This is a genomic window from Streptomyces sp. NPDC037301 (genome assembly GCF_055602785.1).
Genome location: NZ_JBVJWD010000002.1, coordinates 142,450 through 154,139, shown reverse-complemented (window position 1 = coordinate 154,139; position 11,690 = coordinate 142,450). Strand labels below are relative to the sequence as shown.

The following is an 11,690-nucleotide window of genomic DNA, read 5'->3' as shown; positions in this document are numbered from 1 at the left end:
GGCCGACACGATCCGTCGGCACACCACACGCGGGGGACCGTGGGAGTCCCCCCCCCCGAGGCCCCTCGCGTGTGATGTGCCTGCTATCCGGCCAGCCGCTTGACCGCGGCGGCCACCCGCTCGTCCGTCGCCGTGAACGCGACGCGTACGAAGCGGTCACCGGCCGTTCCGTAGAAGTCGCCCGGTGCCACCAGAATGCCGAGCTCCGCCAGGTACGCCACGGTCTCCCAGCACGGCTCGTCGCGCGTCGCCCACAGGTAGAGGCTCGCCTCGCTGTGCTCGATCCGGAAGCCGTGGGCCTCCAGCGCCGTGCGCAGGGCCGCGCGCCGGTCCGCGTACCGGGTCCGCTGCTCGGCGACGTGCTCGTCGTCGCCGAGCGCCGCGACGGTCGCCGCCTGGACGGGGGCCGGCGTCATCATTCCGCTGTGCTTGCGGATCAGCAGCAGCTCGCCGAGCACGGCCGCGTCGCCCGCGATGAAGGCCGCGCGGTATCCGGCCAGGTTGGAGCGCTTGGAGAGCGAGTGGACGGCGACGATGCCCTCGTACGTACCGCCGCAGACGTCCGGATGCAGTACGGAGACGGGTTCGGCCTCCCAGCCCAGCTCCAGGTAGCACTCGTCGCTGAAGACCAGTACGTCGTGCTCGCGCGCCCAGGCGACGATCCGGATCAGCTCGTCCTTGGACAGGACGTGACCGGTCGGGTTGGACGGCGAGTTGAGCCAGAGCAGCTTCAGGCCGGCCGGGTCCAGCTCCGTCGGATCGTCGTAGACGACGGGCTCGGCGCCGCAGAGCCGGGCGCCCACCTCGTACGTCGGGTAGGCGAGGCGCGGGTACGCCACCTTGTCGCCCGCGCCGAGACCGAGCTGCGTCGGCAGCCAGGCCACCAGTTCCTTGGACCCGACGACCGGCAGGACGTTCTCGTGCGCCACCCCGAGCGCGCCGAGCCGCCGCTCCACCCAGCCGGTGATCGCATCACGCAGCTCGGCGGTCCCCCACACCGTCGGATAGCCGGGGCTGTCCGCCGCGGCGACGAGCGCCCGCTGGATCAGCCCGGGCACCGGGTCGACGGGCGTGCCGACGGACAGGTCCACGATGCCGTCCGGGTGGGCGGCGGCCGTCGACTTGTAGGGCGCGAGCTTGTCCCAGGGAAAGACCGGGAGACGGGAGGAGACTGCGGACACGGATCTCTGCTTTCTCGTACGGGGGTTCCGAGGGTTGCTCGGGGCGCTCGGGCGTGGAAACACCTCGGTCCCGCACGGTGACGAGCCGTACGGGACCGGGGCGACGCACGTGCCGGCCGCTGACTACTGGTTCTGCGGCGGCAGCGCAGCAATGAACGCGTGGTCGCGTTCGATCAGGCCCAGCTTGGAGGCACCACCGGGCGACCCGAGGTCGTCGAAGAACTCGACGTTCGCCTTGTAGTAGTCCTTCCACTCCTCCGGGGTGTCGTCCTCGTAGAAGATCGCCTCGACCGGGCACACCGGTTCACAGGCTCCGCAGTCGACGCATTCGTCCGGGTGGATGTACAAGGACCGCTGGCCCTCGTAGATGCAGTCGACGGGGCACTCTTCGATGCAGGCCTTGTCCTTTACGTCGACACAAGGCTGCGCGATGACGTAGGTCACGCTGTCGTTCCTCCTCGGTAGGGCGTTGGCTCTCGCGCGGGAGCGCGGCGTCGTCGATGCCCACCCCTAGTATCTCCGTTCCCGGGCGCGAACCGAACAGGAGGGGCGGACAGAGCTATGGAATTCACCATCGGCGGACAACTCGAAGTCCGAATTACACCGGCTGACGTGGGCAAACGGGTATCAGTCCGGCGCACGGCCGAGCGCGGCTCGCAGGGACCGAAGTTCACCGACACGGTCGGTGTTCTCACATCCTGGGATGGCGGTGTGCTGTCGATCACAACGAAGAGCGGCGACTTTGTCCGTATCGCGGAATCGACGCTGGTTGCGGGCAAGGTCGTGCCCGCCGCCCCGGCCCGGCGGCGTGGCCCGGCGGCCTCCTTCGACGAGCTCGCGCCCGTCTGTGCCCGCGCCTGGCAGCCGGTGGAGAGCGAGCCGCTGGGCGACTGGCAGCTGCGCGCCGCGCAGGGGTTCACCCGGCGCGCCAACTCCGTGCTGCCGCTCGGCGATCCGGGTGTACCGCTCGACGAGGCGCTCGGACGCGTACGGCAGTGGTACGGGGAGCGGGAGCTGCCCGCGTACATCCAGACCGCGACCGGCGCCGAGGGCACCCAGGAACAGCTCTGCGCGGAGCTGGAGCAGCGCGGATGGCGGCGCGAGGTGACGGCGGAGGTACGCGTCGCCGCGCTGGCGCCGATCGGTGATCTGGACGCGGATGTGTCGCAGGTGCGGCTGAGCCGGGACCTCGACGGGACGTGGCTCTCCCGCTACCAGCGCTTCGACACCCCGGGGCCGCACGTCCTGAAGGTGCTGCGCGGCGGTCCCTCGGTGTGGTTCGCCTCGGTGCCCGGTGACATCGAGGGCGCACCGCCCGCGGCGATCGGGCGGTGCGTGGTGGACGGGCGGTGGGCCGGCTTCATGGCCGTCGAGGTCGCTCCCGAGTACCGGCGCCGGGGGCTCGCCACCGCCGTGATGGCCGCGCTCGCCCGCAAGGCCCTGGACGAGGGCGCGTCGGCGGCGTGGCTCCAGGTGGAGACGGACAACGAGGGGGCGCGGGCGCTGTACGAGCGCATGGGGTTCGCGGTCCATCACCGGTATCACCACTTCCGGTCGGCGTGACAGAGGCGGACGAGCCCGATGAATCCTCACCACCCCGAGCAGCCCGAGCGTCCCGGCCTGGACGAGCTGCGCCGGCAGTTCGCCGAGGAGGCGCGCGCCGAGCGGCCGGACCTCGCGCTGCTCTGCCTGCTGCTGGGCGCGGTGGCCGACCCGGCGCTGGACGCGAACGGGATCGACGCGGCGCAGATCGAACTGGACGAGCTGGCGGGCCGGCTTCCGTACGGGGTGCGGGGCGGCCGGGCCTGGGCCTCGGCACTTGCCGAATTTCTCGGTGAACGGTGCGGCTTCGCGGGCTCGTCGGCGGACTACCAGCGGCTGGAGTCGTCGCTGCTGCACGAGGTGCTGCGCCGGCGTCGCGGGCTGCCGATCCTGCTGTCCGTGGTGTGGATCGAGGTCGCGCGGCGGGCGGGCGCTCCGGTGTACGGGGTGGCGCTGCCCGGTCACTTCGTCGTCGGGTTCGGCGATCCCTTGGAGCGGGTGCTGGCCGACCCGTTCGACGGCGGCCGGCCGATGACCGGGCAGGACGCGGAGTTACTGGTGGCGGGGGCGACCGGGGAGCCGCTCGAGGAGTCGATGCTGGTGCCCGCGCGGCCGCTGGAGATCGTGCTGCGGATCCTGAACAACATCAGGGCGTGGGCGGCGGCCCGTCCGGAGCGGACGGATGTGGCGCTGTGGGCGGTGGACCTGTCGCTGCTGCTGCCCTCGCATCCGGCCAGGCTGCGCTACGAGCGGGCGCAGCTGCTCGTACAGAGCGGGCAGTTTCTGCGCGGGGCGGCGGAGATGGAGGAGTACGCGGATGTGGTCGCCGGGGTCGAACCCGAGGCGGCGGAGGCGATCCGGCGACGGGCGCGGGCGGCGCGGGCGTTGCTGAACTAGCGGGGCGGGGGCTCGGGGAGAGGCGGACCGGCCGCCGATCCGTGTCCCCGTCTCAGCGCCGTTCCGTCACCGCCGCCGGTACCTCGGCGCAGGTCCCTCGTGCACGATGCCCAGCCGTTGCGTCGCCCGTGTCAGTGCCACATACAGGTCGTTCAGGCCGCGTGCCGAACGGCCGAGGACGACCGCGGGGTCCGCCAGCAGCACCGCGTCGAACTCCAGCCCCGTGGCCTGCCGCACGCCGAGGACCACGACCCGGTTCTCCAGGTCGGGCTCGTCCCCGTACACCGCCTCCGGCACCACCCGGGCCACCGCGGCCCCCAGTTCGTCGCGCCGCGCGTCGGGGACGATCACGGCGAGCCTGCCCTCGTCCAGCGCCGCCGCCTCCTTCGCGGCCAGGTCAGCGAGGGTGCGGGCGGGCTCCTGCGCCTCGTCCACGATGATGTGCCCGTCCCGGTCCGTGGTGGACAGGGGGCACTGCCCGGCAGCCCGCAACGACCGAATCGGCCACCAACACACCGAGAGGCGGCTGCTGACCGATTCGATCGCTGAACAGCGGAAGTACCTGCCTACAGATGGTGGAACACGAGCGGCGCCTCTTCATGACGACGATGGCCGAGCCACCCAGATTAAGAGGAAGCGCCGACCTGCCATGGCAGCCAGTTCAGCCCTTGACCTCGTGTCGGCCAGATGATCGCGAGCCTATCTACCGTGGTCGCCCTTGCCCTTGCCCTTGCCGTGGTCGCCCTTGCCCTTGTCCTTGCCGCCCTTGCCCTTGCCCTTGCCCTTGCCCTTGCCCTTGCCCTTGCCCTTGTCCTTGCCCTTGCCGTGGTCACCCTTGCCACCACCGTGGTCACCCTTGCCACCACCACCGTGGTCACCCTTGCCACCACCACCGGTAGGTCCTGCCGGACCAGTAGGTCCGACACCGCCCGTCGGACCAGTAGGTCCTGCCGGACCAGTAGGTCCGACACCGCCCGTCGGACCAGTAGGTCCGGCACCGCCCGTCGGACCAGTACCACCCGTCGGACCAGTAGGTCCGGCACCGCCCGTCGGACCAGTGGGCCCGGTCGGCCCGGGCGCCCCGACGCAGGACGGCACGGTGATGGCGTTGTTGTCCAGGGTGACAGCGCTAGTACGCGCCAGGGCCCGGCCCTGGATCTCCGTGCCGTTCTGTACCGTGATGGACTCCGAAGCCAGGATGCTGCCCTTGAAATTGGAGAACGTCCCGAGCGTGGCGGAGCTGCCCACCTGCCAGAACACGTTGCAGGCCTGAGCCCCATTGACAAGTCTGACGCTGCTCGCCGAGCTTGTGACCAAGGTCGATGCCGCCTGGAAGATGAAGACCGCGCCGGAGTTCCCCCCTCCGTCGAGGGTGACGGTCCCAGTGAGGGCCATTGAGCTTGTGGAGTTGTAGACGCCAGTCGTAAGCGTTTGTCCGCCGAGGTCGACGCCCGTCACGTCCCCTGTCGGAGTCCGACCCGCCGCGTCGTCGTAGGCGATGCCCAGGTCGTTCTTCGCCGTGAGAGCGGGACCGTTGGCTACGTTCCGAGCGCCGAAGATGAGACCGGGCGGGAAGTTCGTCACAGAACTCCCCGGGCTGAGCCCGAGGTCTCCGTTGAGAACGGTGGGGGTGACCGTGTTGGTGACCGTTGAGCCGGCCAGCACGGCGTAACTGATGCCGGTCCCCAGTCCCACCGGAGCCTCCGCTGCATACGCGGCGGTGGTGAAGTACGTGGTCGTGCTCAGCAGAGTCGCACCGGACAGCACGGCGAAGGACGCCCTGCGCCAGATACGCCTGCGTCGGACTCGCTTGCGCCCGTCTTCCGAGAAGGCAGACGGAGTGGCAGCCACAGCCATTGAAGGTGGTCCTTCCTGTTTCGGGGTGGATTGCGTCTGCCGACCCGTAGCCGCTGCCCATCAGGTGACGAACGCCCACCTGAGCACCGAGTCCGCTGGAGCGGGAGACCGCAGAACACGCAGCGAACACACAGTGACGAATCATCACGCAGGGTTCACCGAATGCGGACCCATATGAACATAAGACGGCGATAAAGCCAGGAGGCGCGAGGGTGGGTGCCCATCACCTGTCGCACCGTCACGCCACCAGCGGTCGCGCGTAACGCCTCCGGACCAGCGCCCCGGCCGACCGCCTCAGCCCCTTCGACGAGCCGACTACCGCGGGTCCCCCTGCCCGGCGACCCTGCGCACCGTGTGCAGCAGGTACTCCTTGCGGTTGAGCGGATTGCGGTCGGTGCGTGGCCGGTCCGGGGGCGTACCGACGACCGCCCGGTAGCGGTCGAAGTCGGATTCCAGGACCCCTTCGCCGCGCGTCAGGGCCGGGAGCTGTTGCTGCAGTTCATGGACCCGCGCCGCCGGAATCTCTCCCTCCAGCACGCAAGCCGCACCTTGCACGGCCGGTGTCCCGGGGACGGCACGCAGATGTGCGAGTACCGGCAGGAGCGGACCCAGCAGGTCCGCGGGGAGTTCCAGACGGAAGCGGTGCATCGGCTCGTACACCGTGGTGCCGGCCTCCCTCAGTGCACTCATCAGGACCAGAGGGGTCAGATTGCGGAAGTCCCCGGCGGTGCTCGACATGCTCTTGTCGAAAACGGCATGGGAATGGCTCTGCCGGGGCCAGTAGCCGGAGTGCGTCATGGTGACGACGCAATCGGTGACCTGCCAGCCGTGGATTCCCTGCCGCAGGGTCTCCCCGACTGTCTCCTCCACCGCTCTCATCAGGGAGAACGGCATCGACCCGAGCTCCACCTCCAGCCGGTACTCGATACCGCTGCCGATCGGGGCGGGATCGATCCGAAGACCGATGGTCGCCAGAAAGGGATTCGGATCCTGGTCGCCGACCTCGTACGCCGCACCGCTGCCGTTCGGCCGTTCCAGGCAAATGGTCGTGGTCTTGCGGAAGGTGACATCGATTCCGAATTCATCGGCGAGCGTCGCCTGGATGACTTCTTTCTGCACCTCGCCGTAGAGCGAGACGGACACTTCTTTCCGGATGTCGTCCTGCCGCAGATTGATCAATGGATCCTGCTCGGCCAGTTGTGCGAGCGCGAAATGCAGCTCACCCCTGCTCGCCGGAGCGCAGGGCACCACGACCGATTCCAGTGTCGGCGGGGCGAACCAATGGCCCGGCGCGGTCGTGTCCGATACGCCGACCGTATCGCCGACCCGAATGCCGCCGAGGCCCCGGAGCTTCGCGATCCGGCCTGCGCCGACCGCTGCTTCGCGCACGTCCGAGCCTCGGTCGAAGACACTGATCGCGGTCACTTTCCCCTCGTCGCGTCCGTCGCCCCGGCCGAACGGCAGCCGGTCGCGTGTCCGTACCGTGCCCGAGAAGATCCGGACGTAGGCGATCTTCTCGCCGCCCGGCCCCCGCTCCACCTTGAAGACGGTGCCCGAGACCGGCCCGTCGGCATCGCCCTCGCCCGCGGGCAGCAGCTCCCTGACCCCGCTGATCAGGGCGTCCACACCCGCCCCGGTGATCGCCGAGCCGAAGAACACCGGATGCACCAGCGCCTGCCCTGTCTGCGTGGACAGCGCTTCGCGCAGCCTGCTGTACGGGAGCGGCGCCGCGTTCTCGACGTACGCGGCCAGCAGCGCGTCGTCGTGGCCGGCGAGAAGCTCGGTCAGCCGGTCCGTGAAGTCCGCATCGGCACCGGTGTACGGCGTGCAGCGGGCGTCCCGGCCGCCCGGCCCGTCGACCGATCCCATGGCGAGCACAGCCGGGGTCAGTTTCTCGGAAATGCTCCGCAGAAGGGACTCGTCCTGCGCACCGCCGCGATCGACCTTGTTCACGAAAATGAGCGTCGGAATGCGCAGGCGTTGCAGTGTCCGCATCAGAACACGGGTCTGCGCCTGTACGCCCTCCACGGCGGAGATGACCAGTACAGCACCGTCGAGCACGTTCAGCACCCGTTCCACCTCGGCGATGAAATCCGGGTGACCGGGTGTATCGATCAGATTGACCGTGATGTCGTCGATGGCGAACGAGACGACCGCGGACTTGATCGTGATGCCGCGTTGTCGTTCCAGTGCCAGGGAATCGGTCCGGGTGCTCCCGTCGTCGACGCTGCCGATCTCGTCGATGACACCGGCGGTGTGGAGCAGCCGCTCGGTCAGGCTTGTCTTACCGGCGTCGACATGCGCCAGAATTCCCAGATTCAGCGTGTGCACGAAACTCCATGTCTTCAAGATCGGTGGCAATTTCCGTCTGAATGAACATGAGAGTTCCGCGCATGATCTTCTCCTCGGTCGATCGAGTACTGGAGGGGGAGTACAGCAGGCGGCCACCCCGAACGGCAACCGATTTACCAGCCGGGCATTCACTGAGAGTGTTCTGAGCCGGGGATGCCTGCCGGAACCCGCAGGCCCGCCTCCTGCGCTTTCATACCCGGCAGCCGAGGACAAGCAGATCGGCGTCTGCGCATCGGCGGGTCGCGTACGCCGTTACGCAAATTCAAAGTATGGCTCCGGGCGGAGTCCCGCCAGGCACCGCGCGCGCATGTCTCGCCGGACAGGAGGAGCGGATCTTCTCAACTCCAGCTCCCCAACGGGCTGTTCAAGACCGTCGGGGGATCATTGCCGAGCCTGGCGGCGATTGGACCGCCGCACCGGAGTGTCGGCAAACGAGTGGACCGTCGTCGCCCAAACCTCACGTGGCGCTGCGTGCAGTCCAACGGGTGATTATTGGCTTTTCACCACCCGAAGGGCCCACGACATGGCCCCGATGCGGCATTTTGCGCTGGCGCGAAGTGACATTCGGACTGACGGTAGATCATGTCGCCACTGCGCCACACTGAGTCGGCCCCCTGTCACTCTTCGCAGTTGCGGCGGAAGGAATGTGTTCAGATGCGCTCTGCCCGCACACTGTTCGCTTCGGCCGCTGTCACAGCGGTCCTTGCCATTACCGGTCCCTCCGCCTACGCCATGGCCACGGTCGCGGATTCGGGACACCACAAGGGATCCTCGTCCTCGCGCAGCGACGAGAACAAAAAGTCCGACTCCGACGAAGGTGGTCGCGGCGGCGACGAGGGTGGTCGCGGCGGCGACGAAGGCGGCCGCGGCGGCGACGAGGGTGGTCGCGGCGGCGACGAAGGCGGCCGCGGCGGCGACGACGAGGGTGGTCGCGGCGGCGACGACGAGGGTGGTCGCGGCGGCGACGAAGGCGGCCGTGGCGGCGACGAAGGCGGCCGTGGCGGCGACAAGGGCAAGCCCAGCGGTGGCGTTCAGGCCGGCGGCGGCTTCATGGCCCGGGTCATCACCGACGACGAAGGCGGTCGCGGCGGCGACGACGAGGGTGGCCGTGGCGGCGACGAGGGTGGTCGCGGCGGCGACGACGAGGGTGGTCGTGGCGGCGACGAAGGCGGCCGTGGCGGCGACAAGGGCGGCCGCGGCGGCGACGAAGGCGGCCGTAACGAAAGCAAGCCCAGCGGCGGCGTCAACGCCGGTGGCGGCGGGATGGCTACGACCAGCAGCAGCCTGGCCGCCGGCTCGGCGCTGCTGATCGGTGGCATCGGCTTCGGTGCGTACAAGCTGCGCCGTCGCCAGTCGTCGGGTGGTGCGATCGCCTGACCGGGCCCAACGGCTGACCGGTCGTTTCGTCTGTCGCGGCCGTCGTCCCTCGGGGCGGCGGCCGCGGCGGCTTCGTTTGCACACCGCCGTACTCCCACCCCCGCGCCCCCTCCCTCCTCTCCAACACCGCACAACCGAAAGGCACGCTCCCATGGCCGCCTCGCAGTCTCCCGGCTTCCCCCCAACCCGGACTGCCCCCGGAACCACACTGGGCCGCGCCTTGATGTGGCCCGCCGTGGCAGCCGGGGTCGGCATGCTCATGATCTACAACTCCATCGACACCTCGATCGACGACAAGCCGCCGACCCCACCCGCCGCCGTCGCGCCCGCCGTACCCGAGGTCCTCGGCTCCCATGCCGCGCCCCGACCCGTCACCCCGTCGGCGCCCGCCGTCGGCCCGGCGATGTCGCGTTCCGTCCCGAAGCGGCTGCAGATTCCGTCCCTCGCCGTCAAGGCACCGTTCACCGGCCTGTCCATCGGCGCCGACGGTCGGCTGAACCCGCCGCCCCCGAACGACAGCAACCTGGTGGGCTGGTTCAAGGGCGGTGTCACCCCTGGCGAGCGTGGTGCCGCGATCGTGGCGGGCCATGTCGACACGACGACCGGTCCGGCCGTGTTCCTACAGCTCCAGTTCCTCAAGCCGGGTTCCACGGTCGACATCACCCGCGCCGACGGCTCGGTCGCCACATTCAAGGTCGACTCCGTCGAGACGTTCAGCAAGGCGAAGTTCCCGGACAAGCGCGTCTACTCGGACACCCCGTCCGCGCAGCTGCGCCTGATCACCTGCGGCGGCCCGTACAACAGGAAGGCCAAGCACTACGAGGACAACGTGGTGGCCTTCGCCCACCTCGAATCCTCCAAGAATGGCTGACGGCCGGTCGGCGGTCGACGCCGGGATACGACCACCCGCCGGACCGAAAACCGTACGGGGCGGCGCGGACCCCGAGTCCGCACCGCCCCGTGCCCGCTTCTTACTCAGCGCCGCAGACCGTCACCCTTGACCGCCGTGACGAACGACGTCCAGGCCGAGGCCGCGAAGACGACGGCCGGGCCGTGCGGGTTCTTGCTGTCACGGACGGGGACGCAGGCGGTGCAGGCGTCGTCCACTTCGAGGCAGTCGCCGCTGGCGCCACCGCTGTACGAGGACTTGCGCCAGCTCGCGTACGCCTCGCTGACCTCCAGGCAACTGCCCTCATTCGCGCCGCTGTAGCTGGACTTGCGCCACATGGGCAGGGACGAGGCGTCCAGAACGATGTGCTCACTGCACTTCATGCTCGTATTCCTCCGCGACTGACCTGATGAGGGCTAACGACTTCTGGTGCGACAGCGCATCTCCCAGGACAAGATCGTAAGCCGCGAGGCACTGCTGTACCACTGTCGCGGTGTCCCAGACCTTGCCCGTCTTCCAGCCCTCGGCATAGACGATGGGCGGCAGATCCTCGAACCACATGAGAGAGACCATGCCTTCCATCAGGGTATGAGCGCCCACACCAAACGGAAGCACATGGACGCGGATGCGGCGACTGTCGCCCAACGCCAGGACGTGCTGCAACTGTTGTGCCATCACCAACGGCCCGCCGACCGGACGTCGCAGCGCTGCTTCGTCCAGTAGCGTCCACACAACTGGCGACTTGGGATCGTCGAGGATTCGAGACCGTCCGAGGCGCGTGACGAGCGCCTCGTCACATTCCTCCTCAGTCATGGGAGGAAAGCGCGTCTGAAAGACCGCCCGCGCATACCCCTCGGTCTGCAGGATGCCCGGGATCAGTGACGCCCCGTACTCCCTGATAACCGACGCCTGTTGCTCAAACTCTGCCGCAGCCTCGAAGTGTTCCGCGACTTTCCGCCCGTCGAGCGTAGGCAGAAACCGCACGAAGAACCCGCCCGTCCCCAGCACCTGGTCCAGCCTCTGGGCGTCCTCCGGCGACGGTCTCCGCCGCCCCGCCTCCATGTGCGCCACGTGTGTGCGCGAGAGAATTGCACGCTGGCTCAACTGCTCCTGCGTGAGCCCGGCCGCCTCCCGACGGCTGCGCAGCTCCTCGCCGTACGAGACCCGGGATTCGGGATTGTCCTCGATGGCCACCGGCAATTCCCCTATGTGCGAAGCGCGTCGTCACTCTGAAACCTCTGGCGAGCGTATCCGCAAGTACCCCACTCTGTGACGTGAATTACACACAGAGTGAGAGGCAGTGCAATGGCAACGCCCTTCGGGCAGGACACCTACGTCGCCCACACCGGCACCGACGTCTACGGCCCCGGCAAGGTCATCGAGGTCGACGGGGACCATCGGCGTGTGCGGTTCGTGCACTTCGTGGCGACCATCAGCGCGGGCGACCTGCGCGACGCCTCGCCCGAGGAGACCCATGTCATCCAGGCCTGGCTCAAGCGGAAGCAGGAGCGCTACGGCGGCGAGTGGTGAGCCTGCGTGAAGTGACCCTGCGTGCACGCGCGTTGTTGTACGGTGACCAATAAAACGGCCCTCAT

The 11,690-nt window shown here is 68.9% G+C and carries 12 protein-coding genes; 5 read left to right on the top strand and 7 right to left on the bottom strand.

Annotation, left to right across the window (positions count from 1 at the left end):
- Positions 1–83: 83 nt before the first annotated feature.
- The gene (gene dapC, locus ACZ7IB_RS04000) at positions 84–1,181 is read right to left on the bottom strand and encodes a succinyldiaminopimelate transaminase (RefSeq protein ID WP_470908970.1); all 1,098 of its coding nucleotides are present in this window, start codon (positions 1,179–1,181) and stop codon (positions 84–86) included.
- Between the two features lie 123 nt (positions 1,182–1,304).
- The gene (gene fdxA, locus ACZ7IB_RS03995; protein WP_018956287.1) at positions 1,305–1,625 is read right to left on the bottom strand and encodes a ferredoxin; all 321 of its coding nucleotides are present in this window, start codon (positions 1,623–1,625) and stop codon (positions 1,305–1,307) included.
- A 117-nt stretch (positions 1,626–1,742) separates the two neighbouring features.
- Here fdxA and ACZ7IB_RS03990 point away from each other — a divergent pair, with 117 nt between their 5' ends.
- Together ACZ7IB_RS03990 and ACZ7IB_RS03985 are read left to right on the top strand one after the other, a co-directional pair.
- Complete coding sequence (locus ACZ7IB_RS03990; RefSeq protein ID WP_470908967.1) at positions 1,743–2,744, top strand: GNAT family N-acetyltransferase; 1,002 nt, start codon at positions 1,743–1,745, stop codon at positions 2,742–2,744.
- 18 nt (positions 2,745–2,762) lie between these two features.
- Complete coding sequence (locus ACZ7IB_RS03985) at positions 2,763–3,620, top strand: transglutaminase family protein (RefSeq protein ID WP_470908965.1); 858 nt, start codon at positions 2,763–2,765, stop codon at positions 3,618–3,620.
- A gap of 66 nt (positions 3,621–3,686) precedes the next feature.
- Here the strand turns inward: ACZ7IB_RS03985 and ACZ7IB_RS03980 are convergent, their stop codons facing one another.
- From ACZ7IB_RS03980 to ACZ7IB_RS03970, 3 genes are all read right to left on the bottom strand, one after another.
- A complete protein-coding gene (locus ACZ7IB_RS03980; protein ID WP_470908963.1) occupies positions 3,687–4,112 on the bottom strand; it encodes an ATP-binding domain-containing protein in 426 nt (141 codons plus the stop codon).
- A gap of 207 nt (positions 4,113–4,319) precedes the next feature.
- Positions 4,320–5,477, bottom strand: coding sequence for an ice-binding family protein (locus tag ACZ7IB_RS03975; RefSeq protein ID WP_470908961.1), 1,158 nt, complete (start codon positions 5,475–5,477; stop codon positions 4,320–4,322).
- A gap of 315 nt (positions 5,478–5,792) precedes the next feature.
- Positions 5,793–7,808, bottom strand: coding sequence for a GTP-binding protein (locus tag ACZ7IB_RS03970; protein WP_470908959.1), 2,016 nt, complete (start codon positions 7,806–7,808; stop codon positions 5,793–5,795).
- Positions 7,809–8,483: 675 nt separating this feature from the next.
- On the opposite strand from ACZ7IB_RS03970, the gene ACZ7IB_RS03965 reads away from it, so the two are divergent.
- Both ACZ7IB_RS03965 and ACZ7IB_RS03960 read left to right on the top strand, forming a co-directional pair.
- Positions 8,484–9,206 (top strand): hypothetical protein, encoded by a 723-nt coding sequence (locus ACZ7IB_RS03965; RefSeq protein WP_470908957.1) that lies wholly within the window; start codon positions 8,484–8,486, stop codon positions 9,204–9,206.
- Between the two features lie 151 nt (positions 9,207–9,357).
- Entirely contained in the window at positions 9,358–10,077 is a 720-nt protein-coding gene (locus ACZ7IB_RS03960; protein ID WP_470908955.1) for a class F sortase, read from the top strand.
- A gap of 104 nt (positions 10,078–10,181) precedes the next feature.
- Here ACZ7IB_RS03960 and ACZ7IB_RS03955 read toward each other — a convergent pair whose 3' ends face one another.
- Positions 10,182–10,478, bottom strand: coding sequence for a DUF397 domain-containing protein (locus tag ACZ7IB_RS03955; protein ID WP_470908953.1), 297 nt, complete (start codon positions 10,476–10,478; stop codon positions 10,182–10,184).
- The gene (locus ACZ7IB_RS03950) at positions 10,465–11,289 is read right to left on the bottom strand and encodes a helix-turn-helix domain-containing protein (protein ID WP_470908951.1); all 825 of its coding nucleotides are present in this window, start codon (positions 11,287–11,289) and stop codon (positions 10,465–10,467) included. The genes ACZ7IB_RS03955 and ACZ7IB_RS03950 overlap by 14 nt, the downstream gene beginning before the upstream one ends.
- Positions 11,290–11,400: 111 nt before the next feature.
- Here ACZ7IB_RS03950 and ACZ7IB_RS03945 point away from each other — a divergent pair, with 111 nt between their 5' ends.
- Positions 11,401–11,625, top strand: a complete 225-nt coding sequence (locus ACZ7IB_RS03945) for a hypothetical protein (RefSeq protein WP_470908949.1) — start codon at positions 11,401–11,403, stop codon at positions 11,623–11,625.
- Positions 11,626–11,690: the final 65 nt, after the last annotated feature.

Coding starts and splice junctions, on each gene's coding strand:
- ACZ7IB_RS03955 (WP_470908953.1), bottom strand. CDS start 10,478: ATGAAGTGCAGTGAGCACATCGTTCTGGACGCCTCGTCCCTGCCCATG.
- ACZ7IB_RS03965 (WP_470908957.1), top strand. CDS start 8,484: ATGCGCTCTGCCCGCACACTGTTCGCTTCGGCCGCTGTCACAGCGGTC.
- ACZ7IB_RS03990 (WP_470908967.1), top strand. CDS start 1,743: ATGGAATTCACCATCGGCGGACAACTCGAAGTCCGAATTACACCGGCT.
- ACZ7IB_RS03960 (WP_470908955.1), top strand. CDS start 9,358: ATGGCCGCCTCGCAGTCTCCCGGCTTCCCCCCAACCCGGACTGCCCCC.
- ACZ7IB_RS03975 (WP_470908961.1), bottom strand. CDS start 5,477: ATGGCTGTGGCTGCCACTCCGTCTGCCTTCTCGGAAGACGGGCGCAAG.
- ACZ7IB_RS03945 (WP_470908949.1), top strand. CDS start 11,401: ATGGCAACGCCCTTCGGGCAGGACACCTACGTCGCCCACACCGGCACC.
- ACZ7IB_RS03985 (WP_470908965.1), top strand. CDS start 2,763: ATGAATCCTCACCACCCCGAGCAGCCCGAGCGTCCCGGCCTGGACGAG.